Annotated in this window: 21 protein-coding genes and 5 pseudogenes; 7 read left to right on the plus strand and 19 right to left on the minus strand. The window is 70.3% G+C overall.

Annotated elements, in window-relative coordinates; translation table 11 throughout:
* Positions 1–13: 13 nt before the first annotated feature.
* Together QA802_RS40460 and QA802_RS40465 are read right to left on the minus strand one after the other, a co-directional pair.
* On the minus strand, positions 14–1330 hold the full coding sequence (locus QA802_RS40460) for a glycoside hydrolase family 6 protein (RefSeq protein ID WP_334533933.1): 1317 nt from the start codon (positions 1328–1330) through the stop codon (positions 14–16).
* A gap of 112 nt (positions 1331–1442) precedes the next feature.
* The gene (locus QA802_RS40465) at positions 1443–2408 is read right to left on the minus strand and encodes a glycoside hydrolase family 6 protein (RefSeq protein WP_334533936.1); all 966 of its coding nucleotides are present in this window, start codon (positions 2406–2408) and stop codon (positions 1443–1445) included.
* Positions 2409–2776: 368 nt separating this feature from the next.
* On the opposite strand from QA802_RS40465, the pseudogene QA802_RS40470 reads away from it, so the two are divergent.
* Positions 2777–3788: pseudogene (locus tag QA802_RS40470) on the plus strand (LacI family DNA-binding transcriptional regulator).
* Between the two features lie 193 nt (positions 3789–3981).
* On the opposite strand, the gene QA802_RS40475 reads toward QA802_RS40470, so the two are convergent.
* The 3 genes from QA802_RS40475 to QA802_RS40485 are packed head-to-tail and all read right to left on the minus strand — an operon-like array spanning position 3982 to position 6789.
* A complete protein-coding gene (locus tag QA802_RS40475; RefSeq protein ID WP_334533939.1) occupies positions 3982–4686 on the minus strand; it encodes a GntR family transcriptional regulator in 705 nt (234 codons plus the stop codon).
* 34 nt (positions 4687–4720) lie between these two features.
* Complete coding sequence (gene cuyB, locus QA802_RS40480) at positions 4721–5449, minus strand: cysteate racemase (protein ID WP_334533942.1); 729 nt, start codon at positions 5447–5449, stop codon at positions 4721–4723.
* Positions 5446–6789 (minus strand): dicarboxylate/amino acid:cation symporter, encoded by a 1344-nt coding sequence (locus tag QA802_RS40485; RefSeq protein WP_334533945.1) that lies wholly within the window; start codon positions 6787–6789, stop codon positions 5446–5448. Before QA802_RS40485 ends, cuyB begins: the two co-directional genes overlap by 4 nt.
* An 814-nt stretch (positions 6790–7603) precedes the next feature.
* On the opposite strand from QA802_RS40485, the pseudogene QA802_RS40490 reads away from it, so the two are divergent.
* A pseudogene (locus QA802_RS40490) lies at positions 7604–7880 on the plus strand (IS630 family transposase); the annotation flags it as partial.
* Positions 7881–8009: 129 nt separating this feature from the next.
* Here QA802_RS40490 and QA802_RS40495 read toward each other — a convergent pair.
* The gene (locus tag QA802_RS40495) at positions 8010–9284 is read right to left on the minus strand and encodes an ArgE/DapE family deacylase (RefSeq protein WP_334533947.1); all 1275 of its coding nucleotides are present in this window, start codon (positions 9282–9284) and stop codon (positions 8010–8012) included.
* A 168-nt stretch (positions 9285–9452) separates the two neighbouring features.
* On the opposite strand from QA802_RS40495, the gene QA802_RS40500 reads away from it, so the two are divergent.
* Entirely contained in the window at positions 9453–9890 is a 438-nt protein-coding gene (locus QA802_RS40500) for an Lrp/AsnC family transcriptional regulator (RefSeq protein WP_306945068.1), read from the plus strand.
* A 420-nt stretch (positions 9891–10310) separates the two neighbouring features.
* Here the strand turns inward: QA802_RS40500 and QA802_RS40505 are convergent, their stop codons facing one another.
* Positions 10311–10802, minus strand: coding sequence for an NUDIX hydrolase (locus QA802_RS40505; protein WP_334535190.1), 492 nt, complete (start codon positions 10800–10802; stop codon positions 10311–10313).
* Positions 10803–11125: 323 nt separating this feature from the next.
* Here QA802_RS40505 and QA802_RS41845 point away from each other — a divergent pair.
* Positions 11126–11272, plus strand: a pseudogene (locus QA802_RS41845) (SMI1/KNR4 family protein); the annotation flags it as partial.
* A 117-nt stretch (positions 11273–11389) separates the two neighbouring features.
* Here QA802_RS41845 and QA802_RS40515 read toward each other — a convergent pair.
* Together QA802_RS40515 and QA802_RS40520 are read right to left on the minus strand one after the other, a co-directional pair.
* Positions 11390–11651, minus strand: a pseudogene (locus QA802_RS40515) (IS5/IS1182 family transposase); the annotation flags it as partial.
* Between the two features lie 18 nt (positions 11652–11669).
* Positions 11670–13064, minus strand: a complete 1395-nt coding sequence (locus QA802_RS40520) for an FAD-binding oxidoreductase (RefSeq protein ID WP_334533955.1) — start codon at positions 13062–13064, stop codon at positions 11670–11672.
* A 549-nt stretch (positions 13065–13613) separates the two neighbouring features.
* On the opposite strand from QA802_RS40520, the gene QA802_RS40525 reads away from it, so the two are divergent.
* Complete coding sequence (locus tag QA802_RS40525) at positions 13614–13826, plus strand: hypothetical protein (protein WP_334533958.1); 213 nt, start codon at positions 13614–13616, stop codon at positions 13824–13826.
* Here QA802_RS40525 and QA802_RS40530 read toward each other — a convergent pair.
* Together QA802_RS40530 and QA802_RS40535 are read right to left on the minus strand one after the other, a co-directional pair.
* Positions 13742–14809 (minus strand): hypothetical protein, encoded by a 1068-nt coding sequence (locus QA802_RS40530; RefSeq protein WP_334533961.1) that lies wholly within the window; start codon positions 14807–14809, stop codon positions 13742–13744. The two genes, QA802_RS40525 and QA802_RS40530, sit on opposite strands and share 85 nt — an antisense overlap.
* A 186-nt stretch (positions 14810–14995) precedes the next feature.
* Positions 14996–15553 carry a hypothetical protein gene (locus QA802_RS40535; protein WP_334533964.1) on the minus strand — a complete coding sequence of 186 codons (558 nt, stop codon included), beginning with the start codon at positions 15551–15553 and terminating at the stop codon, positions 14996–14998.
* Here QA802_RS40535 and QA802_RS40540 point away from each other — a divergent pair.
* Positions 15552–16190, plus strand: a complete 639-nt coding sequence (locus tag QA802_RS40540) for a CHAT domain-containing protein (RefSeq protein WP_334533967.1) — start codon at positions 15552–15554, stop codon at positions 16188–16190. The genes QA802_RS40535 and QA802_RS40540 overlap by 2 nt on opposite strands.
* Positions 16191–16192: 2 nt before the next feature.
* Here QA802_RS40540 and QA802_RS40545 read toward each other — a convergent pair whose 3' ends face one another.
* Complete coding sequence (locus QA802_RS40545; RefSeq protein ID WP_334533970.1) at positions 16193–17182, minus strand: NAD(P)H-dependent oxidoreductase; 990 nt, start codon at positions 17180–17182, stop codon at positions 16193–16195.
* A 169-nt stretch (positions 17183–17351) separates the two neighbouring features.
* On the opposite strand from QA802_RS40545, the gene sigJ reads away from it, so the two are divergent.
* Positions 17352–18296, plus strand: a complete 945-nt coding sequence (gene sigJ / locus QA802_RS40550; protein WP_334533973.1) for an RNA polymerase sigma factor SigJ — start codon at positions 17352–17354, stop codon at positions 18294–18296.
* A 165-nt stretch (positions 18297–18461) separates the two neighbouring features.
* On the opposite strand, the gene QA802_RS40555 is transcribed toward sigJ, so the two are convergent.
* From QA802_RS40555 to QA802_RS40585, 7 genes and pseudogenes are all read right to left on the minus strand, one after another.
* Positions 18462–19100, minus strand: coding sequence for an MBL fold metallo-hydrolase (locus QA802_RS40555; RefSeq protein WP_334533976.1), 639 nt, complete (start codon positions 19098–19100; stop codon positions 18462–18464).
* Positions 19101–19246: 146 nt separating this feature from the next.
* Positions 19247–19551 (minus strand): annotated as a pseudogene (locus QA802_RS40560) (transposase family protein); the annotation flags it as partial.
* 102 nt (positions 19552–19653) lie between these two features.
* Positions 19654–20001: a MerR family transcriptional regulator gene (locus QA802_RS40565; RefSeq protein ID WP_334533979.1), complete on the minus strand. Its 348-nt coding sequence runs from the start codon at positions 19999–20001 to the stop codon at positions 19654–19656.
* 19 nt (positions 20002–20020) lie between these two features.
* Positions 20021–20959: an aldo/keto reductase gene (locus tag QA802_RS40570; protein ID WP_334533981.1), complete on the minus strand. Its 939-nt coding sequence runs from the start codon at positions 20957–20959 to the stop codon at positions 20021–20023.
* A 723-nt stretch (positions 20960–21682) separates the two neighbouring features.
* Complete coding sequence (locus tag QA802_RS40575) at positions 21683–22282, minus strand: tellurite resistance TerB family protein (RefSeq protein WP_334533984.1); 600 nt, start codon at positions 22280–22282, stop codon at positions 21683–21685.
* Positions 22283–22781: 499 nt separating this feature from the next.
* Positions 22782–23333, minus strand: a complete 552-nt coding sequence (locus tag QA802_RS40580; protein WP_334533987.1) for an EF-hand domain-containing protein — start codon at positions 23331–23333, stop codon at positions 22782–22784.
* Positions 23334–23474: 141 nt separating this feature from the next.
* Positions 23475–25799 carry a molybdopterin-dependent oxidoreductase gene (locus QA802_RS40585; protein ID WP_334533989.1) on the minus strand — a complete coding sequence of 775 codons (2325 nt, stop codon included), beginning with the start codon at positions 25797–25799 and terminating at the stop codon, positions 23475–23477.
* Positions 25800–26153 lie beyond the last annotated feature (354 nt).

Raw genomic sequence — 26153 nt, forward strand, 5'->3', positions numbered from 1 at the left:
GCGGTTTGGCCCTTCAGCGGTTGAACACGAGGCGGGGCGCCGCGTTGCGGGCCAGCGAACGGGCCTGGTCGGGCCACCAGGCGCCGGCGGGCGGGTCGACGATGCCGTACTCGGGGTCGATCGTGCCGCCGGTGTTGCGCGTGCAGCTGCCGTCGGACTCGCCGGGGATCTTGATCCACAGGTAGGCGTCGACGAGGGGAACGCCCGTGGCCGCCGTGGGACGCGGCCCGAGCCCCCGTCCGGGCGCGTTGCACCAGACCTCCGGATCCCCGCTGTACCTGCCCGGCTCCGGGGTCCAGGCGCCTCGGCCGTTGCGGCTCGTGTCGATCACGAAGTGCTGCAGACGGCCGGACGGCGGGGCGCCCGCGTTCTGGTCGAACCAGGCGTCGGTCCACCGCCAGGTGGCGGGATCGGTCGAGTCGACGGCGTTGCCCGGGACGCCGTCGTTGGGGGCGGCCGACGAGTAGTACTGACTGGCGCACCAGTCGGTGTGGCCGCGTGCCTGCTGCGGTCCCTCGGTGGCGAACCACATGCACTTCGCCACCCAGGCGCCGTACCTGGCGTTGTGGCCGGTGGGGAGGGTGTTGGAGACGTTCAGGGAGAACCCGTCGGCGGAGCGGACCCCGGCGTCCAGGAGCCGCTGGGCCATGTCGCCGACCGGCCGCCACAGGACGTTCCCCGCGTCCAGGTAGACCGCGGTGCGCGGCAGGGCCTTGAGAGTCCTGACGGCGTACCCTAGGTCGGCGATCCGGGCGGCCGTGAGCGCGCCGGTCGGGTCGGTGCCGGGGCCGCAGTCCTTCGGGAGGAGGGCCAGGCCGTCGGGCTCGCCGACGACCAACGCCCGGCCCGGGCCGATGCCGGCGGCGAAGGCGTCGATCCACTGCCGGTAGGCGGCGGAGGACGCTGCTCCACCGCTGGAGTACTGCGAGCAGTCGCGGCCGGGCACGTCGTACGCGACCAGGACGGGCGTCCGGTGCGCGGCCCCGGCCCGGTGGACGAGTCGGCGCACCTTGGCGCGCACCTCGCCGGGCGTGCCCTCGGTGAACCATTCGCCCTGGGGCCAGCTCGCGAGCCGGGCCATGTTCGCGGCGTTCGCGAGGTCGCCGTGCTTGAGGTCCACGAGGGCCTGCTGTGCGGCCTTGCTGTGCGGGTCCGCGTAGAACGTCGTGCCGGCGGTGATCGCGTCCTGCCTCGGTGCCGCCCGGGACTGGGACGGGGGCTGCGGCTCCGGCCGGGCCTGAGCCTGGTTCGCGGTGAGAGCGGCGCAGGCGGTGAGCGCCGCCGCGACGACCACGGCGACAGTGCGGCGCGGCGGACGAGGTGCTTTCATGGCTGATCCTGATCTGGGGGATGGAGGGACAGGGGAGGAACGCCCACCGTCCGTGGCCCGTTCGCCGGGAACGGGCCACGGACAGCGGGCCGGGGGCCACGGGAGCGGGGGGTCAGTAGCCGTAGATCATCTTGTAGGCGACCTCCGGGAGGAACTGACCGGCCGAGGAGCCGCCTCCGACGCCGCAGTTGCCGTCGGACTCACCCGGGGTCTTGATCCACAGGAGCATCTCGGCGCCTCCGCCCAGCCGGGTGGGAGTGCCGATGCGGCGGCCGGAGGGGTTGCACCACTGGCCGTTGGAGCCGTTGCCGTTGCGGCTGGTGTCCACGACGAACGGCTTGGTGTAGCCGTACCGGGAGCTCAGTTCGCGGTTGACGGCATTGCCGTAGGCGGTGTTCTCCGCCGTGGTGAAGTAGTTGGAGATGTTGAGCGAGAAGCCATGGGCCTGCCGCAGACCGGCGTTGTGCAGCCGCTGGGCCATGGTCGCAGCGTCGGCCCAGCCCGGGTTGCCGGAGTCGAGGTAGACCCAGGTGTTGGGGGCCTGTCGGCTGAACTGGCTCAGGGCGCCGCTGAGCATGCCCTGCCGTTCGTTGATCTGGGCCTGGTTCATGCAGCCGTAGTCCCCGAGGGAGTCCGGTTCGAGAAGCACTACCGCCGGGCGGTTGGCGATGCCGCCGGCGAACTGCGCGATCCAGTTCGCGTACGCGGCCGGCGAGGCGGCGCCGCCCGCCGAATGGCCGCCGCAGTAGTCGCGGTTGTAGATGTTGTACGCGACGAGGAGGGGCAGTTTGTCCGCGCGGTCCGCCGCCCCCGCGTACGAGCCGGCGGCGGTGCCGATGGCCCCGCTCCAGGAGCCGAACCAGCGGGCGGCCGGAGTGTTGGCGAGGGAGGCGCTGATCGCGGGGGCCCGGCCGTCGCCGGGGTTGGCGGCGACCCACCGTTTCGCGCTGGCGTCGGGGTCGACGTAGAACCCGCTGGTCATGGTGGTCGGGTCGGCGGCGTGTGCCGACGGGGCGGCGGCGAGTGCCAGCGGCAGAGCGAAGAACACTGTCACGAGGGCGCGGAGCCTGCGGCGCATGACTGAACCTCGGTTTCCTGGCGGGGATGCGTCGCACGCGCTCGTCCCGAGCATGCGACGCGCTGCGGAGGTGCGGAGGTGTTGCCATTGGGAGCGCTCCCACTGGAAGCGTTCCCAATAACGCGGAGAGTCTTGGGGTGTGGTCGGTATGGTGTGGCGGGGCGTCAGAACTGTCAAGCTCCCGTACAAGAAGCACTGGTCACGTGCTCGTGCGGGCGACCGCGGAGCGTCAGATGCCTTCCCAGGGCGAAGAAGAGGATCTAGAGTCCTGGAACTGGAAGCGCTTCCAGCTCTCGCCCCGACCTCGAAGGGCTCCGGCTACCGGATTCTCGGGCTCTTCGGGGCCATGACGGAAAGGCCCACGGTCCATGGCAGAAGCCGCGCCTCGGCGGCAGGCGACGCTCGACGAGGTGGCCGCACTCGCCGGCGTCTCCCGATCTGTGGCCTCCCGCGCCCTCAACAACGCTCCGCATGTCAGCCGCGCCAAACGGGAGGCGGTCGAACGGGTCGTCCGGCAGCTCGGTTACGTGCCCAACCCGCGTGCCCGTGCCCTGGCCACCCGTCAGACGGGAGCGGCCGCCCTGGTCGTCTCCGGCGAGGATCCGTCGATCTTCGCGGACCCGTTCTTCGCCCAGGTGATCGTGGGCGCGTCGGCTGCCCTGGAGGAGGCCGACCTGCACCTCATGCTCTGCCTGGCCGCTTCCGACCGGGGGCGCAAGCGGGTGGAAGAGCTGTTCCGGTCCAGGGGCGCCGACGGCGTCATGCTGATGGCGCTGCGCGAGGACGATCCGCTGGCCCGGATGGCCCAGGAGGCGGAGATACCCGTCGTGTTCGGCGGACGCCCGGTAGGTCCGGCTCCGCGGTGGTACGTGGACGTCGACAACGTCGGGGGAGCGCGCGAGGCCACCGAGTACCTGCTCTCCCACGGCCGGACTCGTGTCGCCGCGATCTGCGGACGTCTGGACACCGAAGCCGGCCGAGCCGGTACCGCGGATACCGCGACGCCGTGCTGGCGGCCGGTCTCGATCCGTTCCCACCGCTGGAGGGGGACTTCACCGAGCCCAGCGGCGCCGCCGTCATGGCCGCCCTGCTGGAGAGCCACCCCGATGTGGACGGGGTGTTCGCCGCCAACGACAACATGGCGGCGGGAGCCCTGCGCAGCCTGCGCGGGCCCGCCGGCTGGTTCCCGCCGACGTCGCCGTGGTGGGCTTCGACGACCTGGAGATCGCCAAAATCGCCGACCCGCCGCTCACCACCGTCCATCAGCCCATCACGGCTCTCGGCCGGGAGACGGCCCGCATGCTGGTCGCACTCCTCGACGGTCAGGACCCGACCCCGCTGATCCTGCCCACCGGACTGGTCACCCGGTCCAGCGCCTGATGGGGTGGTCGGGCCCGTCCCCGGTCGTCTTCGAAGACCACCGGTGCGAGCGGCCGGGCGGCGAGGTCACGCCGGCGGACCTGGGCGCACCCATCGTGACCGTCCTGCCCGATGCGGCGCACCCGCGCCGGCGCGCCACCGGGTCACGGGCCGGGGTCTCCGACCGGCCGTGACCGACCGGGGGACCGCCGCGTCACAGGTGCCGGTTCGGCTGACCGGTAGCCGTCTCGGCGAACTGGTTGGTGTCGAAGAGCTGGCTGATGTGTCCGCCGAGTTCGGACCAGTGGTGCGCGGAGAGTTCGGCGGCGGCGACCGCGTCGCCGTCCGCGCAGACGTCGATGAGCTGATCATGGTGCTCGATGGTGTTGCGGCCGCCGAACAGCGTGGAGAACTTGCGGTAGAGGATGCGGTGGATCTGCGGGTGGAGCTGCTCGACGATCCGGCTGAGCACGGGGTTGTCCGCGGCCGCGAGGGGGACGGCGTGGAAGCGGTCGTCGGCCGCGAGGGCGGCGTCGATGTCGTTGGCGGCGACGGCCCGTTCGAAGTCCCTGTTGGCTTCGCGCATGAGCCGCAGGGCCTGTTCGGTCATGACCGGCACGGCCGTCTCGATCGCGAGCCGGTCGAGGGAGCGCAGGACGGCAAGGGTCTTCTCGACGTCGCGGCGGTTGAGGGTGGTGATGCGCGTGTAGACGCCGGGCTTGGCCTCCACCAGGCCGATGTCGGCGAGCCGTGCGAGCGCCTCGCGCACCGGGGTGCGGCTGAGGCCGAGGCGCTCGGCGAGCTCACCGTCCTTGACCTTCTCGCCGGGGACGAGTTCGCCGCGCACGATGGAGTCGCGCAGCCGCTGGAAGACCTCGTCGCTGAGAAGTCGGCGGGAGACAGGGCGGTCGAGTGACATATTGCGTACAGTACATCGCTGCTCGGTCGGCGCCCTATCCCGTGGTGCTCCTGTTGGTGGCCAGGCGGACCAGGGCCTGGGCCAGGATGAGCGACGGGTCGACGAGCGGAACGTCCACGGCGTCGGCGGGAAGACCCAGGGGGATCTCGGTGCAGCCGGCGATCACCGCCTGGGCGCCCCGATCGGTCAGCCGCCGCGCGGCGCGGGCGAGCGGCTCGGACGCCGTGCCGTCGCGGGCACCGGCTTTCACCGCGCGGACCGCCGTCATGACATCCCGGTCCTGACTGTCGCCGTCCGGCAGGACGAGGCGGATCCCGAAGCGGTCCAGCCGCTCCTGATACAGGCCCGCGCGGACGGTGCCCGTGGTGGCCAGCAGCCCGACGGTGTGGATCCCGGGGCGCCGGGCGGTGAGATGGCGGGCGACTTCGCCGATCATGTGGACGATGGGCAGGCCGGCGTGGGCGGCGATCCGCGGGACGAAGGCGTGCGCGGTGTTGCAGGGGATGGCGATGACGGTGGCGCCGGCCTCGCGCAGCACGCGGCTGCCGTCGAGGAGCCAGGGGGTGGGGTCGGGGCCGTCGCCCAGCAGGGCCTCGGTGCGGTCGGGGATGGTCGGGTCGGACCAGATGACCGTCCGCAGGTGGTCCTGATCGCTGGAGCCGGGGGTGGTCGCGACCAGCTTGGCGTAGAAGTCGGCGGTGGCCGCGGGGCCCATACCGCCCAGGATGCCGATGACCTCGGCCGACCGTGCGGTGCCCCTCACCGCGCCGTTTCCTTCTGCGGGGCCGTGACCTCGGGCGCGGTCGGGAGCCGGGTGCTGTCGTGGTCGGCGCGCCTGGCCTCGCGCCGCTTCTCCGAGCTGTCGACGACGGCGGCTGCCAGCGAGTTGCCGATGACGTTCACGCCGGTGCGGGCCATGTCGACCACGAAGTCGACGCCGAGGAGCAGGGCGATGCCTTCGGCGGGCAGCCCGACGGAGTTGCCGGCGGCGATGAGGACGACGATGGAGGCGGAGGCGACGCCGGCCATGCCCTTGGAGAGGATCACCAGCACCCCGACCATGAGCAGGAGGGCGGGCAGTGAGGTGTCCGCGCCGTAGGCGTTGGCGAGGAAGACAAGAGCCGCGGCCTGGTAGAGGACGGAGCCGTCGGTGTTGAAGGAGTAGCCGAGAGGGACGACGAAGGAGGTCGTGGAGCGGCTGACGCCGAACGCTTCGAGCCTGCCCATCAGCGGGGCCAGCACCGACTCGGAGCTACGGGTGACGAACGCGATCCCGGCCAGTCCGCCGACGCACCTGAGCAGCTCGACGTAGCGGATGCGGTAGACGGCGGCGATGAGCGGGAAGAGCACGCCGATGACGACAGCCAGCCCCGCGTAGACCACGGCGATGAAGCCCAGCAGGCTGCGCAGGTTGCCGAAGCCGTAGTAGGCGACGTCGTAGGAGATGAACCCGAGCACGCCCAGCGGTGCGGTCCGGATGACGTAGCCGACGACCTGGAACATCACCGCGGCGACGGACTCCAGGACGGCGGCGAAGGGTGCGGACTTCTCCCCGATCGCGGCCATGGCAACGCCCACGAGGAGGGCGAAGACGATGGCGCCGAGGAGGTTGCCCTCGCCGAACGCGGCGAAGATGTTCTTCGGCACGGCGTGCAGAACCAGTTCGTGGAAGTCGATGCCCTGGCTCAGACCGTTGAGGTCCCCGGCGTCGGCGCCGTGCACGGGGGCGCCCTTGCCGATGCCCGTGAGCTTGGCCAGGCCTACCGCGATCAGCAGGATCACGGTGGTGACGAGTTCGAAGTAGAGGATGGCCTTGCCGGCGATCCGGCCGACCTTCTTGACCGACTCCATGCGGGCGATGCCCAGCACGATGAGCGGGAAGACCAGAGGCAGGACGACGACCTGCACGAGGTTCAGGAAGACGTCTCCGAGGAGTTTCATCTGTTCGCCCGCGGCGGGGGCGAGGGATCCGATGAGGGCCCCCAGTCCGACGGCGATGACCGACTGGATGCCGATCGGCGTCTTCAGGCATCGCCGCAGGAGGCCTGAGGGCCGTGTCAGCGGCATTTCCGTGCTGGTGGAGCGGGTGTGTGTGGTGCCCATGAGAGTCCTTCCGCCATATGCAATATATTGCATTCTGCGTGTTGGTCGGTAAGACTGAGGCCGGAAGCACCGGCCTGTCAAGAGGCCCCGCACCGGTGCCCGCCCCACGTCCGGCGGCAGCGAAAGGGAGCAGCAGCCGATGGTGCAGGCCACACGCGTCGAGCGTGATCTGATCCGGGGACGAGGAAGTCCCCGCCGACGCCTACGGCGGCGTGTACGCGGTGCGGGCCGTGGAGAAGCTCGCGATCACCGGAACGGCCGTCGCCGAGTTCCCCGAATGATCACGGCGCCGGCCGCGGTCAAGTAGGCGGCCACGCGGGGCGATCGCGACCGGGGGCTGCCGCCGGCCGGCATCGCCGAAGCGATCATCGGCGCCTGGGGGATCCGCTCCGGACGGCTGGACGAGCCGTTCCTCGTCGACCGGGTGCCGTCGGATCGGCAGAACGCCTTCCGGTGCAGACACCCGCCCCACCGGAGAAGTGCGGGCAGGCTCGCCGGCCGCTCGGGCGTCACGTCCTCGGGCACGGGGACGGAGGCGAAGAGGAGCCGGTGTGTCTCCGGCCAAGGCACTGGCCCAGCGGCGCAGACGCCACTGGGCACCCGGCCTGCGAGGCAGGAGCGAGGGGCTCTGCGTGTCATTGCGAGCCGGTGGCCACCAGGGCCGCGGTGACGGGTTCGAGCTCGGTGTGTCATCGTCAACCGCGACCAGGGCGATCACCGAGCCCCGGTTCCCGCCGGCCGCTCGGTCCTGACGACGAGGACTTGATCGTTCAGACGGCCACCACCCGCCCCACTGAAGCCCGGCCAGACCCATAACCGCGTCGAGCTCTGCTTCTCGCCGGCGTACGCGTCGTGGGCCAACCGATCGGGGCGCACTTCGGGCTGCTGCGGCAGTTCACCATTGCCAACTCCAACCACCGCAACCACCGCAACCACACCGTGCAGACGCGGGCCCTGCACGCCTGTCTGCGCCGGCGCAACGCGAATGCCCGTCACTCCGACGTGCTGGCAGCCCAGCGCCGCGAGCGTGCCCGCATCCGCAGCGAGAGGGCATCCGTCGGGGCGGACGTCCCCTCGCCGATGCCGCTTGACCGGCCCCGCGACCTTGCCCGGCCGGGTCCTGGCAGTAGCCGTCCACCGTGGGCGCCAGCTGGAGTGAGGTTCCCAGTGTTCGCCGAACCGGCTGCGGGCAGCACGGGAGGGCGAGGCGCTGGTGGCTGCTACTTGGTGCCGACCATGCGCAGTGCGGCGAGTACCAGTGTCCGAGTGACGGTGACGACCTCGCTGACGTGAACGCTTTCCCGCGGACCATGGGCCAGGGTGACGTCGCCGGGGCCGTACTGCAGTGTGGGGATGCCCGCCCCGGCGTACAGACGCAGGTCACTGCCGTACGGGGCGCCCTGCTCGGCAGGCCGGGGGCCGCCGGTGACGTCGACGTGGGCGTCGGCGACCAGCGAGGCCAGCGGGTGTCCGGTCGGGAGCCGTCCGCTGGCGAACTGACCGCCGGGCCACGTCACCATGGCGGGGCGGGAGCGCAGCCAGGGGTCGGCAGCGCAGGCTTCCGCCACGCACGCCTCCAGTTCGTTGCGGGCCCGGGCCGGGTCCTCACCGAGCCGGACGCCCAGTCTTCCTTCGGCCACCAGCAGATCGGGCACGCTGCTGGCCCAGTCGCCGGCCTGCACGGTGCCGACGGACAGCGGGTAGGGGATGGGGTATTGGGACATGAGCGGATCGGCGCCGGTGTTGCGGCGGGCCTCCAGGCGGGCGAGCGCGCGGTGGACGGGCAAGTAGGCGTCGATGGCGCTCACTCCGGCGTACCTGGTGCTGCCGTGGGTGGCCCGGCCGGGTACGTCGATGCGAAAGGTCAGGGCGCCCGCGTTCGCGGTCATGAGCGCGCCACTGGTCGGTTCGGTGATGACGCAGGCGTCACCGGTGTACCCGCGCAGGAGGGTGCCGAACGCCCCGAGTCCTCCGTCCTCCTCGCTGACGACGAAGTGCGCGGACACCTGGCCGCGCAGCCTTGCGCCCGCGGCCCGTATCGCCGCGAGTGCGGCGAGTATCGCCACCACGCCGGCTTTCATGTCGCATGCTCCCCGGGCGTGCACCACGTCCCCGGTGACCCGCGGCTGGAACGGGTCACCCGGCCATTGCGCCAGGTCCCCGGGAGGGACGACGTCGACATGCCCCTGCAGGACCAGGCTCGGCCCGTCGCCGACCTGCGGCGTGCCTCCCACCAGACCCCACGCCTCCGTGCGGGGGGCCTCGCAGCCCGGAAATCGCGGATGCTCGCGCAGCTCGGGCAGGTTCATGGACCACAGGTCGACCTCGAGATCCATACGCTCCAGATGCCGGGCCAGAGCGTGCTGGAGCTCGGACTCCGCGGCGCTTCCCGTCACGCTGGGCACAGCGAGAAGTTCCAGCAGCAAGTGGGCGATGGCCGCCTCATCCACCGCGGCCAGCGCCGTGGCTTCCACATCGCTCAGGCTTGCCGTCATCTCCGCAGGCTCCTGTCTCGTGACATCTGGACAGCGGGAGACTATGTTCGGCAGCCGGTGCAAACAATCGCCATTTGCTTCTCTCCATCACCGATTTCTTGCAAGATTGGCTAGGTTGCGGCGAATTCTTGCGCCGTGGTCGGCCACTCTGAGACCGGGAGGGAAGGCATGGACGCCATCGACCAAGCAATCGTCCGCTGCGTGCTGCGCGACGCCCGCGCCACGTACGCCCAGATCGGCAAGGCGGCCGGGTTGTCCGCGCCGGCAGCCAAGCGGCGTCTCGACCGACTGGTGGCCACGGGTGCGATCCGCGGCTTCACCGCTCTCGTCGATCCTCAGGCGCTGGCCTGGCACACCGAGGCTTTCGTCGAGGTCTACTGCACCGGGAACCCCACCCCCGCCGAACTGCGCCGCGCGATGGAGGATATTCCGGAGGTCGTCGAAGCCTGTACCGTCTCCGGAGCCGCCGACGCGGTCGTCCACATGCTCGCCAGAGACATCACCCACCTGGAGCAGGCCATCCAGCGCGTGCGCGCCACCGCTCCTGTCGAGCGGACCGAGAGCGCCATCGTGCTCTCCCGGCTGCTGAACCGCCCTCGCCTGTGATCGACACGCGGTCGCCGCGAGTGTGGAGACGGGTTCGGGGACCACTTCGCCGACGACGTCAGTGCGACGGGCACCGGCGAAGCACCGACGACGGGGGTCCCCATAGATCTAGCCAGGTGAGCGGATACGGGCAGGCCGGCATCGAACTGTGCCGGGCTGACCCCGAAGCCCCTGGACAGGCCGCGAAAAGCCGTGGTCTGGCCGGCCCCCAAGCCCGGGCAACGGCCGGGGCGGTGGCTGATCGTCGGGGACGACGTGGCCGACCCCATCGACCCCACCTTGTCCTGGAGTTCCGGCGTGGTCGAGGGCCACGTAAACCGGGTGAAAACCATCAAAGAGCCATGTGTGGCCGGGCCTCGTCTTCAGCTTCTCCGCACCCGGATCCTCGCACAGCCGTGATCACGGACAACCCGGCAAGGATCAGCCGTCCACGGTGACCGGCTGGGCCGGTGGGCCATCCACCAGCAAAGACGCCAGCAGTTCTGGCAACTCAGCCGGTCGCAGAACATCGGACGTCGCGACCAACTCCGCGGCGGTCCACCAGCGGTGCCCGCTGATCGCGGCCCTCTCTGTGTCCTCGAAAGCCGAGGTGTCGACGTCAAACGCGGACACCCGGGCGATGTAGTAGCGCTGCCGAACCTCGTAGGCGACGCCTTCCCGGACCATCGCCCAAGGTCGCCCTCGCCATATCTCCGGGCCCAACGAGACGTTCGTCAGTCCGGTTTCCTCCCGCAACTCCCGCAAGGCTGCCTGCTCGTGGCTCTCGCCTGGCTTCACACCGCCTCCTGGGGTGAACCAGCGAAGAGAACCCCTCGCCTTGCTCCGTGCGGAGAACAGCAGTAGCCGATCGGCGTCATCCACCAGCACCACGCGGGCGCTCGGGCGGGGCACGAGGCCCCCCTCCAACGTCATCACCTCGTCAGCGTAGAACCTCGGCCGCCCAACTGAGCCACTCCCGGACCGAGCTCACGCAATCGCGGTCAGAGCCGATTTCAAAGAGCGTCATCACAGCACGGGCTGGAAATCGTGATGGCCGTCGCCCAGGGCTTCGAAGCCCGCAAGGAGCGGTCGGCAAGCGCACCACCCGCCCGCACAGCCCTCGCATACGAGCCGGTCACCGGCCCCGCCGCACGGCGACTCCAGGTCGTGTCTCTTGGAGCAGCCTGATTCAGCCATGGTGCTGAGGGCCGCGTGAGCGGACCGATGGTCTGCATGACGCCGACTAGGCTCGCCCCATGACGGAGCCACCTCTCACTGAGGCTGAGATCGTCGAGGCCGAACGTGATCTCGGTGTGTCCTTTCCCGAGGAGTACCGGACGTATCTGCGCGAGGTGAGCGCGGGCGGGGCGCTCTTCCGGCTTGAGCGGATGGGGCGTGGTTGGTGGTGGGCCGACAATGAGAAGTGGCGGCGCGAGTTGCTGGCCGTTCCCTTTCCGCATCCCGACTCCTATGCCGAGAGCGACGACGAACTGATGGGGCGTGAGCCACAGGCTGAATCATTCGAAGCCGGGCGGACGGCCGCCGAGCCGGCCTCGCCGCAGGCGGTGGCCGACTCGGTCGGAGGGCTGCGGGATGACTGCACGGATGCCGCTGCGTCGCAGGTGGCTGCGGATGGCGGGTGAGGAACAGGCGCGGTCGGCCAGAACGGCCAGGGACGGGCCGGGGTCCGCCCGGGCTGGAGCGGGACACTCGGATGCCTGTCATCACGGTCTCGAAGGCGCGTGCGTCACCTGCCTGGCCGGCGGTGACGGTGAAGGCGACCACGCATGCGGCCAGGTCCTATCGCAGGGGCACGGTGTGGCCGTAGCGCAGCAGGTTCTGTGGGTCATACGTCGTTTTCGTGCGGCGCAGACGGTCGTGGACTGCTGGGGTCCAGGCACGGGCGCGGTCGGTGTCGTCGCCCGGGGCGCCGTGCAGGTTGACCATCGTGCGGCCCGTGCCGTATGGGGTCATCGCGGTGTACAGGGCGGCCGTGGCCGCCTCCACTGCGGCGGCGGCCTCCGGGCCTGCCAGGACGCCGACCGATTCCAGCAGGTACGCGGCGTCGCGGGCGCAGACCGCGTCCTCGACGGGAGCCGGTTCGGCCAGTCGGCCGCCCATGTGACGCAGTTCGACCATGAGAAGCGGGTAGTCCTCACCCGCGTCCGGGCCTGCCTGCTCCAGAAGGGTGTCCACGGCCTCGGGGGTCAGGTCGCGCAGCAGCGCGCAGCACTCGCGGGCGGGGATGGGGTCCTGCGGGTCCTGGTAGATCTCGTCGACCTTGCGGTAGTCCAGGTCGGCCACCGTGTCGAACTCGACCGGCGCGGCCGCACGCAGCGGTGCCAGCAGGACATCCGCCTCGGCCGCGTCGCCGGTCCAGGCGACCGCGACGCGGGCGAGGAAGCGGCCGCGCATCGCTTCGGGGATGATCGGCATCGGGGGCAACCGCAGCAGGGTGAAGCCGGTGCACATCTCGGGTGGCACGGTGGGCGCCCAGTCGGCGTAGGCGCGCAGCAGGGACTCGGCGTGCTCGCCGGCGCAGTAGATGCCCCCGCCGACGACGCGGCTCAGTGGTACCAACCCGGTGACCAGGGACGTCACCACGCCCACGTTCCCCTTGCCGCCGCGCAGCGCCCAGAACAGGTCGGGCTCGTGGTCGGCGTCCGTCTCGTGCAGGGTGCCGTCCGGGGTGACGACCTGGAAGGAGTGGACCAGGTCGGAGGCGAAGCCGTAGGCCCGGCCGAGCAACGGCAGCCCGCCGCCGAGGATGTACCCAACCACCCCGGCGTCCGTCGCGGAGCCGTTGAGCCCGGCGAGGCCGTGCGGGACCGAGGCCTCCAGCAGCAGCCGCCACTTCACACCGGCGCCGACGGTCGCAGTGCGCGCCTCGACGTCGATGAGTACGTCGGTCATCCGGGCGGTGTTGATCAACAGTCCGCCGTCCACAGGAAAGTTCGCGCCGTGTCCGGTGGCCTGGACGGCGACGGGGATTCCGGTGGCGGCGGCCCAGCGCATAGCTCTGACGACGTCGTCTGCACCTGTCGCACCCACGACGACGTCGGGCGCGTGCCGGGCCGCCAGGTTGAAGGCGGCGACCTCGGCGTCGTAGCCCTCGTTCCCCGGGCGCAGCACCGGGCCGCGCACGTCAGACAGGGCGAACAGGTCGGGGGTGTGGTGATGGTGCGTGGCGGTCATCGAGGCCTCCTCAAGCGCAGGAGCGGCCGTCGCGGTCCTCCTTCTCAGGATGGACCTGGGGCGTTTGCGGTGCACGCGGGGCGGGCGTGTGAAGGTGGGGCGAGCGTGGCGCAGCCGGCGGCCGCAGATGCGGATCCGGTGGTGAGCATGACGTGCCCGGCCTGTTCGCCGAGTATCTTCAGGACGCCGCCGAGGTCGCGGTGCGCGATGCGCTGCGAGGCGGGTGGTCCATCCGGCGAGGCCAGGGGTGTTCGCTGTGGGTGGCCGCGCCGCTCAGCGCCCACCAGGCGGCCCTGCGCGCGTGCGCCGCGCTTCGGCTGCCGCGGCATTCACGTGCCGGGACACACGGTGTGCCTCGCCCACCCGGAACCCGCCGAGCAAAGCGCCTGCCTGGCAGGACTGGCTCCCGGCGCGGACATCGACCACCGTGGCACCACGTTCAGTCCCGATCTCATCAGCGACCTTCTCTGGGCTCTCGACGATCCCACCACCCGCCGCCCCCGCATCGGCGCCGCAGACTTCGAAGAAGCGTGTTTCTAGGGCGACACCATGTGCGGGTCGGCGTTCTCCGAGGACACCGCCTGGTTCAAGTCGGAGTCCTTCGCGGGCGACGCCTGGTTCAAGTCGGAGTCCTTCGCGGGCGACGCCTGGTTCGACTCGGCGTCCTTCGCGGGCACCTACATCGAGATGGCCTCCCGCCTGACCGAGCCCATCCTGCTGGGCCTGGCCGTCCTCGCCGTCCGCAACCGCGTCAAGCGCTGACACCAGCGCGGCGCCGACACGGCCGGTGCCCGCCCCGGCTGCCAGGGCACCCGGCTCTTCCGTGCCGGCAACGTCGTGTAGGTCGACGGATTCTTCGCGCGGACCGAGGCCCCGGCGGTCGAGGAGATCGCCGACGGCGTCGTCTCCATGGTCACCCGTCCCCGCCACACCTCGGTTCGGCGAACTCTGGACCATGCCGACCGAACAGGGGTGACCACGGCCTCCGTACGCAGGCCGGACAGGGGGAGCGGCCGGGGTGCGGCCGTGCTCAGCGCGGGCGGAGGACCGCCGTGCTCCGGGTCGCGGGGCAGGGCGGCGTGCTCCAGGCCGTGCAGCCGGGCGGCCGCGCGCCGGAAGCGTCCGGCCAGGTCGGCGTCGGTACCGCGGAGCCGCCGCAGATCGGTGTCGGTGGTGCGCAGCGCGGCGGACAGGAGGCGGGCCCTGCCGCGCTCGAGGCGCAGAACCGCCCGCGCGGGGGCACCCGTCGCCGCGTGTGCGTGCGCGGCCTCCGCGGCCACCTCGGTCGCCCGCGCCAGCCAGATCTCCGCGGCGGGGCGGGTCAGTTGTTTTCGGACGAGCAGGTCGACGGCGTCCACCGCGTGGTCGAACGCCTCCGCGGCCTCCTCGTGGGCCTCCCGGCGCGTCGCCCAGGCGCCCCAGGCGCGGCCGGCCACCAGCCGCACCGGTACGTTGTCCGGGTCGGCGAGCCGACAGCTCTCCCGGTAGGCGCGCACGGCCTCCGCTGCGTCCCCCGACTGTCCGCGGTCGGCGAGATTGTGACCGAACTCGCTGAGCCTGCCGGCCCGTTCGGGAGAGTCGGGCGCAGTGGCGCGGAGGGCACGGCGCAGTGCCCCGATCGCCTCGTCGAGCGGCGCGCGCTGACCGGTCCGCTGCGCCGTGGCACGCAGCGCCGCGGCGTGGTTGGTCAACACCGTGGCCGTGTACGGCGACTCCTCGCCGGACAGTCCGCCGGACCTGCTCATGAAGCTCCACCGACCGCTCCAAGGAGGCGCGGTCCCCGGCCAGTTCGGCGTGCAGCCGTAGCGCCGCGGCGAGGTTGCCCCGGCGCAGGGGCAGATCGGGCGAGCCGTCGCCGCTCAGGGCGACGGCCCGCTCGTGCATCCCGACCGCCCGGTGCGCCTCGGCCGCGTCGTCGAGCCGCCGGGCGCTCAGCCGCAGACTCGTCCCCACTGATCCAGGTACAGCGCCTCGTCGTCCCGTTCGGGTCCCGGCGAGGTCGCCGCCCGCTCGTGGGCGCGCACCGCCTCCCGCAGATCGGCCAGGTCGCCTTGGCATTCGTGCCGGGTCAGCAGGACGGTGCCCAGCCCGCTGCTGTGGGCCGCGTGCTCCGGCGATCCCGGCGGCGCGGCGCGCTCGGCCTCGGTGTACAACGCCACGGCCTCGTCCAGGGCGTTCCTGCCCTCGTGGACGTAACGGTCGGCGAGCACCGAAGCCAAGTGCGCCAGCCGGGCCGGTCGTTCGGGCGAGCGGGCGTCCGTACCGGCGAGCGACTCCCGCAGACACTCCTCCGGACGGCGCAGATCCCGGACGGAGCCGGTACACCCGAAGAACTCGGACAGGGCCACCCCCGGGGTGCCCAACGCCCGCGCGGACCTGCCGTCGTGTTGTACCGCCCGCTCGAACCACACGACGGCGTCGGCCAGATCGGCGGGGGTGCCGGTGGCGAAATACCGTGTGCGCAGCACGGACGCGAGAGTGGTCAGCATGTCGGCGTTGCGCGCGCCGGACGGCCACGGATCGTCGGGGTCCGAGGGCTCCTCGCGCGCCACCACCCGGCGCAGCAGCTCCGCTGTGCTGCGCGGCCCGGCTGCCCACGCTGCCGCGGTCCGCGACGCCCTCGCCGACGCCGACGCCGACGCCGACGCCGCGCACTTCGCCTGTCACGGGCAGGTCGACCTGCTCACCCCGCTGGACAGCGGGCTGCTGCTGGCCGGCACCGACGAACTGCGGCTGCGCGACCTGCTGGCGCTGCGGCTGACGCTTCGCCTGGCCGTCCAGTCCGCCTGCGAGTCGTATCTGCCGGGCACCGTCCTGCCGGACGAGGTGGTGTCGCTGCCCGGCGGACTGCACGCCCGATGGCCGGCTGCTATTCGGAGTACTCGTCGTCCGACTACGCATACGCCTGACCTCTGCAGCACCTGCAGCACCTGCAGCACCTGCAGCACCTGCAGCACCTGCAGCACCTGCAGCACCTGCAGCACCTGCAGCACCTGCAGCACCCGTGCTGGAGGTTGGGTGCGGTGTGTGCGGCCTGGTGACGGTGGGGGCTGTTACCGACGGACAGCGACCTGCCCCGCCCCGCCCCGCCCCGCGCCGCCGGGCGGGGCGGGGCGGGGCCGTTGACGTCACGGTTCGAGGTCGACGACCCCCTTGCCGCCCAGGATGTCCAGCGGTACGGAGACCTGGTCGTGCGTGATCAGCCATTCGCCGTCGATCTTCCGGAAGCAGAAGGTGACCCGGACCCACATGCCGCCCGCCGCCGTCCCGTCGGGCAGCGTGCCGCTGAGGCGGCCGAAGCCGTGTGTGAACGCCACGTCTTCGCCCACGGTGGGTATCAGGTCGCGCACCTCGTAGGTCACCTCCTGGAAGAACGTGAACACGTTCGCCCAGTTCTTGAGTTTCGCGTCGATCCCCACGTGCTGGAGCGGCGGATCGATGTCGAATGACACGACGTCCGTCGAGTAGAGCCGCCTCAGACCCTCGAGGTCCTTGGCCTCGATCGCGTCGATGATCCCGTCGATGTGGCGGCGGATCGCGGCTTCGTCCGTCTCGCGCTGTGTGGGGGTGGCTGTCCGTCCTTCGGTGCTCTGGGCGACGACGTGATCCAGCAGTGTGTCGAGGGCGCTGACGTGGTGGGCGCCCGGCTTGAGTTTCGCGTGGTCCTCGAAGTCGGTGCGCAGGGACAGCGAGACCTGCGGGGTCACTGCACCCATCTGGAGGAGCTCACACAGTGCCCGCAACTGGCGGGCCGCATGGGCGCCGCCGCCAGCGCCGTAGGAGACGAACCCAACGGCCTTGTGGGTCCACTCCGCGTACAGGTAGTCGATCGCGTTCTTGAGCACGCCGGGGATGGAGGCGTTGTACTCGGGGGTGACCATGATGAATCCGTCGAAGCGGGCGATGGTGTCAGCCCATGTACGGGTGTGCCCGTGCTGGTACCGTCCAGCGAGCGCGGGCAGAGGCTCGTCCAGATGCGGCAGCGGGTGGTCGAGCAGGTCGATCACCTCGAATGCGGCGTCGCCGCGGCGGGCCGCCCGCTCGTGGACCCACTGGGCGACCTGGTCGCCCTTGCGGCCGGGGCGGGTGCTGCCGATGAGTATTCCGATCCTGGTCATCGCTGTCTCCTGAGGTGTCCCACCCGGGTTCCCCGGGCCGTTGGTGTCTGTGAGCGGTACGACGACACGACCCCGCGGAACGTCAGGGAGAGTCGAAGACCTGACAATCGGACGTGCTGTCTCGTCGGACCGCCGAGGGACGATCCGAGATCAGGGAGCCACCGGAACCATGACCGATCACGCGAAGTCACGGCACGACGAGTCCGACGCGGGCTTGGACGCGATCATCAGCGAGCGGCGGCGGCTGATCGGTCTCGCCTACCGGCTCCTCGGTTCTCTGGCCGAGGCCGAGGACGCGGTCCAGGAGACCTACACCCGCTGGTACGCCATGTCCCGACAGCAGCAGGACGCCATCGAGTCTCCCGGCGCCTGGCTGACGACGGTCGCCACCCGCGTGTGCCTGGACCTCCTCGGCTCGGCGCGGGTCCGGCGCGAGCGTTACATGGGCGAATGGATCCCAGAGCCGCTGCCCGAGCGGACCGACTGGATCAGCGGGCGCCCAGGCGCCGCGACCGACCCCGCGGACCCGGCCGACCGGGTCACACTCGACGAGTCGGTGAGCATGGCGTTCCTCGTCGCCCTCGAATCCATGAGCCCGGCTCAGCGCGTCGCACTCATCCTGCATGACGTCTTCGGCTACCCGTTCGCCGAGATCGCCGGGATCACCGGCCGCACCCCGGCGGCATGCCGCGAACTGGCCTCCTCCGCCCGGCGCCGCGCCCGCGCCTCCCTGCCCCCTGCGGCCCCGGCAGCCCACCAGGCGCGCCTCGTCAGGGACTTCAAGCAGGCGTGGGACGCGCAGGACATCAACGCCCTCGTCAGACTCCTCGCCCCCGGCGCGACGTTCACTGCGGACGGCGGCGGCGTGGTCGCCGCCGCGCTCCAGCCGATTGAGGGCGGCGAAGGGATCGCGCGTTACCTTACCGACCTCGCCGTCCGGGCGTCCGGAAGCCTGACGGTCCTGGAGCGCACGGTCAACGGCCGGGCCGGTCTGGTGATCGAGCACGAAGGCGTCACCGTGGCCGTGTACGCGTTCGACGTCGCGGACGACCGGATCGCGCGCATCTGGGCAGTGCGCAACCCCGACAAACTCCGCCCGTGGACGGCGGGCTGACCGGCTGGACTACGACAGCCGGCCCGCGTCCCGTCGTACGCGGGCGCGTCCTTCGTCCTCAACCGTACGCAGAAGCCCGCGGTCAACCCCTCGCTCGCCCGCGGCCCCTACACCGTCCTGCATACCCGCGCGGGTCTGTGGACGTACGAATGCGGAGGGCGGGAGTCATCGCCGGGAGTCGGGCTTGTTGAGGTCGACTGACTCGCCCAGTGGGATGCGGGCGTAGTCAGTTGGGTGCTCCTCCGTCAGCCATGCGTCGAAGTTCTGCATCCCGATGTCGCTGAGGTTGGCGTCGTGGATGGGGAACGCCCGAGTCGGCCGTACGGCGCGGACGAACTCGATGGCTTCGCGGAGCTTCAGCCATGGACCGGATGCCGGCACGAGCAGTGTGTCAACCGGTTCGACGGGGACGAACAGGGAGTCCCCGGGGTGGTAGACGCCGTCGACGATGAAGCCGATGTTGGGGCAGCCGGGTAGGCCGTCGATGATCTCGGCGTGCTCGCCGCCGACGGCGCGCACGGTGAACCCGGCCGCGGTGAAGGTGTCTCCCCCTGCGACGGCGGTCGCGCCGTTGCCGAGGGCTGCGGCAAGGGCGGCGTGGGTGTGGACGGTCAGCGCGGGATGGCTCTTGCGGGCTGCGGCGAGCTTGCCCACGTCGATGTGGTCCTCGTGCTCGTGGGTGATGAGCACGGCGGTGGCGCCGGACAGGGCTTCCGTTTCGGAAAAGATCCCCGGGTCGATCACGAGCGCCCGATTGCCGTCCTCGATGCGCACACAGGCATGGCCATACTTTGTTAAACGCATCTGATCAACCTACCGTCAGGAGCCGGTCGGCATCAGCGATATGGGATGGGGCCACCGACCCCCGGGTCAGCCCGCGGCACCCACGAGATCGACGGTGGCCGCACCCGTCCTCGCACCGGCTTTCGCCAGCAGGATCAAGACCTACAGCCGGAGTATGAGGGGGAGTCGGCAAGGAGTGTGACCTCACATTCGACAACCACTGCCCTCTCTTCTGATGACGAACGCCTTCCCCGGATCGTCCTCATCGCCTCCTCCAAGGGCGGAGCGAGGGTGGACAGAGCCGCGACGGCTTCACGTATGTAACGGCAAACAGTCGCGCCCCCATGCCGAATTCTGCGGCGAGTTGGGCGTATGTGTTGCGTCACCGCAGGTGGGCCGGGGCGAGCAGGGCCTGGCGTACGGCGGAGAGTCGCCGCCAACGCGTCCTGGTCTCGCGTCGTCCGGCCCTCAGTTGTCCGGCTGAAGCTCACTGGCCGAGCTGCTGGATTTGCTCCCGCTCAGCCGCCCGCTATGGGATATACCAGCCTTGAAAGAGTGCGGGTGCGCCCGGTGCTCAGCTGTAGTAGGCGATCTTCTCGTCGAGAACTTCCATGGCCCGGCACAGAGCCGACACCCGTTGCTCCAGGGCGGCACGGCGCTCGCGAAGGAAGGCGACCCGGTGCTCCGGAGGATGCTCAGCGCGCAGAATGGCGATGAACCCCCGCAGGTCCGCGATGCCGAGGCCGGCCTCGCGGAAGCACGTGACCAGGCCGATCCAGAAAAGGTCGTCCTCGGTGTACTCTCTGCGCCCGCCGGCGGAGCGCCGGATCGGGCCGATGAGCCCTTCGCGCTCGTAATAGCGCAGTGTGTCGATGGAGACGCCAGTGCGCTCGACGGCTGTTGCCGGGGTGATGGTGGTCATGGGGCTCCTTTGGCAGCTGCTACCGGGCTTCGTCGAAGCGCGCGAAGTGCTCGTCGCTGAGCCGCACCCGGCGTGCAGCGAGTGCCTCCTCGATCTGCTCCACCCGGCTCGCGCCGACGATGGGATCGATGCCCTGCCGCATCAGCCATGCCAGGACGACCTGGTTCCTCGTGGCCGAGAGCTCGTCGGCGACGTCATTCAGGACCGCGAGCACCTGAACGGTCCCAGGGTGATCATATGTCTGCGGAAGCTGCTTGTCCGCGCGCACGTAGGAACCCCACATCAGCGAGCTGTAGGACCACACGGCGAGCCCTTCCGACCGCGCGAGGTCCAGGTCCTCGGCGCCGAGCAGGCGATGGCCGGCCTCCGCGAGGGAGGTGAGCGGGCGCGGCTGCACCAGTGAGTGGCGCAGTTGCAGGGCCGTCCACGGTTCCACGCGCTGCTCCCGCGCGAGTGACCGGGCGCGCTCGACGTGCCAGGCGGCGTGGTTGGCCGCCCCCACCCGCCGGGCCACCCCCTTTGCGACCAGTTCACCGAAGGCGCCGACCGTCTCTTCCAGCGGCACGGTGCGGTCCTCGGCGTGGGCCCACAGCAGATCGATGTGCTCGACTCCCAGACGTCCCAGGCTCTCCTCCACACCGGCATGGACGGCGCGGGCGGAAAGCCCTTCGGCGCTCCCCGGCCAGGAGTGCGGGACGAGCGGGTTCTGCCGGACCTTCGTCGCGATCCGTACCACGTCGCGAGCACCCGGACGGGCTCGGAGCCACGCGCCGATCAGACGCTCACTGGCGCCGCCGACGCCACTGGGGTCGGTCCAGAAGGAGTAACAGTTCGCGGTGTCGAGCCAGATACCGCCGCCGGCGACGAAGGAGTCGAGGATCGCGAAGGCCCGGTCGGGATCGACGCGGGTGCCGAAGTCCATTGCTCCGAGGACGATTTGGGGGTCGGTGGTGTTCATGCCGCTCATGCTCGTATCTGGAGCGCGCTCCAGGTCAAGAGCGGTTGTGGCGCAAGGGCCGGGGCCCTTGCCTCCGGGGGTCCGGTGCAGCGTGTGACAGATGCGCGTGACGATGCCCCCTGGACGACGATCCCCTTGGGCAGGTCTGTTGCGCGCTGAGCTGCGCGCCTCGGACGCTCCCGGCCTGCGCGCCGACGAGGACTCAGGCGGAGCGGAGAGCCGACAGCTGAGGGTGTGGTGGACCCGACAGCGCCTCTGAACTCCGCTCCGTCATCGACGCGCTAAAACTCCGTCGCCACAGGACACCCAGCGGCCTCTACTTCCACCAAGGCGAACACACCGTCTCGGATGCCACGTTGCGCGACGTGGCCACATAGACGCAAAGCCAGGGCCAACTCCACCATGGCCGCCCTGGAACACCTCCGCCGCCACTACAACCCCCGCTGGACCAAGGACGCACCTTCGGCGGGACGCGGCCCAGGCCCCCGGCGGCACAACGCTCCGGTGGTCGCGACGGCCCTACGCGATGTCGTCCGAGGCGTCGTGTGGCTCGCTGGCCGGACCAACACGGCCAGTGGTCAACGCACTCGAACCGACCCGGAAGCACCCGCGTCATCCACGTATCCCATGACCGAACCCGGACGAGTCCGGAGGACCCCGGGGCTGTGCCGGCGGTGTGGCTGTGGCTGTGGCTGGGCCACGGCTACGGCTGTCGGGCCGTGGTCAGAGCTGGAACTCCGCCGGCGACACGCCCAGCACACCACAGGCCTCCCGGAGGATCGCCTGTTCCGCCTGGGAGAAGTGGCCGTCGGCGCCGGCGATGACGATCCCGGTCTGGACGACCGCGCGGGCCTCGGTAGGCTTCTTCGCGGCCTTGGCGATCTCCTGCAGGGCCTCGGCCCTGCCCTGCGGGAAGTTGCGGGTGAGCTGGTCCACATGCCGGTTGAAGCGCTGGCGCAGCTGGTCCGGCGGAAAGTTCTGCAGCACGTCGTTGCTGAGGATCATCGACTCCATCTGCTGGCGCTCGGCGGCGTCCACATGCCCGTCCGCCGCCGCGACCAGGGCGCACATCGCCATGCTGGCGTCCCGGTACGCACCGCTCTTCAGCTCCGTCTTCAGGGAGCCGAGCTGTGTCTTGAGCAGGCCCACAAGCTGGGCCTTCGAACCGCCCCGCGAGCTGCCGTGCGAACCGCCGGCCGCCGGGGCGCCATGGCCCCCGTGGCTGCCGTGACCGCCATGGCCTCCGGCCGCGCCGTGGCCGCCGCCCTGGACCTGCTGTTGCAGCTGCTTGGCCTGGTCCTTGAGCCGGTCGAACATTGCCATTTGACGTCACCTCGGTATTCGTCGGGTCATGCATGCTCATTTGATCAACGTTCACCCCCGGGCAAAGGTTCCGCAAAGGCGCGGAGGATTGAGACGCCGGCGGAAGGGGTTGCCCGCGCCACGGCCCGATCGAGGCCGACGGTCGAGGGGATTGATCAATAGCCCCTCTGATCAGGGCATCGGCCAAACGCCCCTCAGTCGCGTGCACCTTCCGGTACGGTGCGTCCGGTACGTGCGTCCTCCACTGAGTCGGCGTCAGCTCACCGCTGCCGTGTACCCGTCGCAGACCCGCGCGGCCCTTCGGTCGGGAAGGGCTTCACGGTGCGGGTCACCGCGCCGCTCAGCGTCCACTGTGCGGTGTTGGAGGCGTGCGCCGCCCTCGCCGCAGAGGGGGCGCCCGGCCGGCGCAATGCTTACCAGGTATATGCCGACCGGGCTGCCGGCCAGTTCCCGGAAGTACCGCTTCTTGCCGGCCTTCTCCGCCGGCGTGGTGGGACCGTCAGCCGGCGATCCTGCCGAACAGGTGGTTGGCAGGAGCGTTGGGGTCGTTGCCGTAGAAGAACTCCGTGACCGCCTGGTGGAACTCGGCGCGGTCCAACGCACCGGAGCCGTCCTGGTCCAGAGCGGCGAAGACCGCGGCGCAGTCCTCGCCGGGAACACCGGCGACCGCGCCGAACATCTGCTTGAACTCGGCTTGATCGATCTTGCCGTCCGCGTTGAGATCGACCAGGTCGAAGAAGCAGTTGGTCACCGGCTCGATCTGTTCCGGATACAGCGCTGGGTCGGTCAGGACCCGTCTGAATCCTTCGGTCATCTCTCGCAGGTCGACCTTCCCGTCGCCGTCCTGGTCCATGGGGGCGATGACGTTGGTCCAGAACCCGTCCATCCCGTCGGCGAGCATACGGGCGGTCGTCGAGTCCGGCGCGACGCTACGGGCACCGATATAGCGCTCGCTCATCATGCGAACATCCCGATGGGTGATAAACCCGTCGCCGTCGACGTCGGCGCCCCTGAACCACTGGGCGTACTTGAGGTCTTGAAGTGCAGTCACGAACACGTACGGTATTCACTCCGTCACTCAGGCACAAACGGGCTCGTGGAGGGCCTGTCTCTCGGCGGCCTGGGCCGACCTGCCGTGCACGTGACGGTGGCGGACCACGAGGCGTGCACGCAGAGGGAAGAGGGTTTCGTGTCAATGTTCGAGGTCTGGCGGTGAGAACGCCTGCATCTCGGGAAGTGGATCGTCGTAGCGCTCCACATCGACCAGCGCACTGAGTGCACTCGGCCCCTGGGACAGGCGCGAGCACGGTCGATCCGCCGTGAGCACGTTCGGATTGCCGTGGCGGTCCAGTGTTCCGCTCAGGCCCGGCCGGACCGGATCCCACCACGCTCCCGTGGACAGTTGCACGACGCCTGCCATGACGTCGTCCGACAGGACCGCGCCCGCCAGACAGCCGCCCCGATCGTTGTAGACGCGTACGATCATGCCGCTCTCGATGCCGCGCGACGCGGCGTCCGACGGGTTGATCGTCACGGGCTCACGGTCGTGGATCTTCGAACTGAGGCTGTGGCCACCGTTGTCGTACTGGCTGTGCAGGCGTGCGGCGGGCTGATTCGAGATCAGGTGCAGCGGGAACCGGGCCGACAGGTCAGCATGAAGCCACTCCACCGGCTCGTACCACGTCGGATGCCCGGCGCAGTCGTCGTAGCCGAACGAGTCGATCTCCTCGGAGAAGATCTCGATCCGGCCCGACGGAGTCGGCAGGGGGAAACGCTGTGGATCTGAGCGGAGCGCCTCGAAGCTGCCGGGGAACGGTCCGGTCAACGCCGGCAGGGCAGCGGTGGAGTTCCGCCAGAAGTCGTCGAAATCAGGCAAGGCGGCATCGCCGCCGAGCTCGGACCTCGTCTGCTCGTAAAGGTGCCGGACCCATTCGAGCTCGGAACGCGACTGGGTGAACTCCTGCTCGTATCCGAGCCGGGAGGCGAGGGCGGCGAAGATCTGGTGGTCAGTGCGCGACTCGCCCTCCGGCTCGCGGACCTTCGGCATCGCAACGAGGTGGGGGTCGCAGAATCCCGCGGCGAAGTCGTCGCGCTCCAAGGTGGTGGCGACGGGCAGGACGATGTCAGCGAACTTGGCCGTGGTGTTCCACCAGGCTTCGTGGACCACCACCGTGTCAGGGGTCTGCCAGGCGCGGGTCAATCGATGCAGGTCCTGATGGTGGTGGAACGGGTTGCCTCCGCACCAGTAGATCAGGCGGAGCTCGGGCAACGTGAGGCGCCGGCCGTCGTAGTCGATGGTCTTCCCCGGGTGCAGCAGGGTGTCGGCGATCCTCGCGACCGGAATGAAGTCCGCCACGGGGTTGGAGACCTTGGGCACTGCCGCCACGGAAGGGCGGCCCGGGGCGACACCGGTCGCGTCCATCGTCGCGTAACCTGCGCCCCAGCCGCTGCCGGGCCGGCCCATGGAGCCCGCCATGGCGGCCAGCACGACAGACATCCAGATCGGTTGTTCGCCGTGGTCCGCCCGTTGCACCGCGTAGTTGACCATGATGAGGGAACGCCGGGTGGCCAGGCGGCGGGCGAGGTCGGTGATCGCGCCGCGGCTGATGCCCGTGATCTCCGCTGCCCAGGCGGCGTCCTTGGGGATGCCGTCGAACTCACCGCCGAGGTAGGAGGCGAAGCGGTCGAAGCCGACGCAGCACCGGCGGAGGAAGTCCTCGTCGTGCCACCCGTTGACCAGCATCGTGTGGGCGATGCCGAGCATCGCGGCGGTGTCGGTGTTGGGGACGACGGGCAACCACTCGGCGTCGAGGAAGCAGGCGACGTCGCTGCGGATGGGACTGACGTTGACGAACCGCACCCCGGCCTCACGGCACCGGCGCTGCAGGTTCTGCGTCTGATGCCTGGCCAGCCCCCCGGGGTTGATCTGGCTGTTCTTGAGGGCCAGCCCTCCGAAGGCCACGACGAGCTCGCAGTTCTCGGCGATCTCCTGCCACATCGGCATCCGGGACTGGTAGCTCCACGGATGCCCGCCGATCACATGGGGGAGGACGACCTCCAAAGCTGCGGTGCTGTACGTGTTGCGAGAGTCGGTGTATCCCCCGCCCAATGCCAGAAACCGTTGGAGTTGACCTTGTGCGTTGTGGAAGCCGCCCGCACTCGCCCAGCCGTAAGATCCGCCGAACACCGCGCTGTCTCCGTGCTGTGAACGAACTCGACGCAGTTCATCGCTCACCAGCGTGATCGCGTCGTCCCAGCTCACCTCCACGAAGGCGTCCGCGCCTCTGGCCGTGTCGTGGACACGGGGCAGGCCGTTCAGCCAGCCTTTGCGTACCGCGGGGCGCAGCACGCGAGCGTTGTCGTCGGCGGCTGTCACCATTCCGGGGCCGATAGGTGACGGCGCCGTGTCATCACCCCTCGGCTCAATTCGCACCAGCCGGCCGGAATCGACCACCGCGATAAAGCTGCCCCAGTGCGTGGCAACCGACATGCGTCGTTCCACGTGCATCAACTCCATCCCTGAAGTTTTTGCTGCCCTCGGAGAACGGATGTCGGTCGACGGTCCGCGGGACAGAGACTTCCCCTATGGCCTGCTGCGCAATCCCGCCGGTGGGCGCGATCGCCATCCCACCCCGCACCAGAAGGTGCGCCCCACATGGGTCCGGCGAAACAACTCGAGGCCGAGCGCATCGGTGGGAAGTTCGACTGGTTCTTCGGAGGCGGCGTTGTCGAGCACCGCAGTCTCACACGGCCCTGTCCATGAAGCCTCCGGTTCAGAGGACGGTAAGTGACTCGATGCCCGTTTCGGGGGTTGTGTTGGGTGAGGCGAGCTGGTTGCGGAGGCGCGGGGTGCCCTATAGCTGATCCTGAG

It is taken from the genome of Streptomyces sp. B21-105, assembly GCF_036898465.1.
Classification (GTDB): Bacteria; Actinomycetota; Actinomycetes; order Streptomycetales; family Streptomycetaceae; genus Streptomyces.

What these genes read in the sequence shown, in the direction of transcription:
- QA802_RS40460 (WP_334533933.1), bottom strand. Translation starts at nt 1,330, where the DNA reads ATGAAAGCACCTCGTCCGCCGCGCCGCACTGTCGCCGTGGTCGTCGCG.
- QA802_RS40465 (WP_334533936.1), bottom strand. Translation starts at nt 2,408, where the DNA reads ATGCGCCGCAGGCTCCGCGCCCTCGTGACAGTGTTCTTCGCTCTGCCG.
- QA802_RS40475 (WP_334533939.1), bottom strand. Translation starts at nt 4,686, where the DNA reads ATGTCACTCGACCGCCCTGTCTCCCGCCGACTTCTCAGCGACGAGGTC.
- QA802_RS40485 (WP_334533945.1), bottom strand. Translation starts at nt 6,789, where the DNA reads ATGGGCACCACACACACCCGCTCCACCAGCACGGAAATGCCGCTGACA.
- QA802_RS40495 (WP_334533947.1), bottom strand. Translation starts at nt 9,284, where the DNA reads ATGACGGCAAGCCTGAGCGATGTGGAAGCCACGGCGCTGGCCGCGGTG.
- QA802_RS40500 (WP_306945068.1), top strand. Translation starts at nt 9,453, where the DNA reads ATGGACGCCATCGACCAAGCAATCGTCCGCTGCGTGCTGCGCGACGCC.
- QA802_RS40505 (WP_334535190.1), bottom strand. Translation starts at nt 10,802, where the DNA reads ATGACGTTGGAGGGGGGCCTCGTGCCCCGCCCGAGCGCCCGCGTGGTG.
- QA802_RS40520 (WP_334533955.1), bottom strand. Translation starts at nt 13,064, where the DNA reads ATGACCGCCACGCACCATCACCACACCCCCGACCTGTTCGCCCTGTCT.
- QA802_RS40525 (WP_334533958.1), top strand. Translation starts at nt 13,614, where the DNA reads ATGTGCGGGTCGGCGTTCTCCGAGGACACCGCCTGGTTCAAGTCGGAG.
- QA802_RS40530 (WP_334533961.1), bottom strand. Translation starts at nt 14,809, where the DNA reads ATGAGCAGGTCCGGCGGACTGTCCGGCGAGGAGTCGCCGTACACGGCC.
- QA802_RS40540 (WP_334533967.1), top strand. Translation starts at nt 15,552, where the DNA reads ATGTCGGCGTTGCGCGCGCCGGACGGCCACGGATCGTCGGGGTCCGAG.
- QA802_RS40535 (WP_334533964.1), bottom strand. Translation starts at nt 15,553, where the DNA reads ATGCTGACCACTCTCGCGTCCGTGCTGCGCACACGGTATTTCGCCACC.
- QA802_RS40545 (WP_334533970.1), bottom strand. Translation starts at nt 17,182, where the DNA reads ATGACCAGGATCGGAATACTCATCGGCAGCACCCGCCCCGGCCGCAAG.
- sigJ (WP_334533973.1), top strand. Translation starts at nt 17,352, where the DNA reads ATGACCGATCACGCGAAGTCACGGCACGACGAGTCCGACGCGGGCTTG.
- QA802_RS40555 (WP_334533976.1), bottom strand. Translation starts at nt 19,100, where the DNA reads ATGCGTTTAACAAAGTATGGCCATGCCTGTGTGCGCATCGAGGACGGC.
- QA802_RS40565 (WP_334533979.1), bottom strand. Translation starts at nt 20,001, where the DNA reads ATGACCACCATCACCCCGGCAACAGCCGTCGAGCGCACTGGCGTCTCC.
- QA802_RS40570 (WP_334533981.1), bottom strand. Translation starts at nt 20,959, where the DNA reads ATGAACACCACCGACCCCCAAATCGTCCTCGGAGCAATGGACTTCGGC.
- QA802_RS40575 (WP_334533984.1), bottom strand. Translation starts at nt 22,282, where the DNA reads ATGGCAATGTTCGACCGGCTCAAGGACCAGGCCAAGCAGCTGCAACAG.
- QA802_RS40585 (WP_334533989.1), bottom strand. Translation starts at nt 25,799, where the DNA reads ATGGAGTTGATGCACGTGGAACGACGCATGTCGGTTGCCACGCACTGG.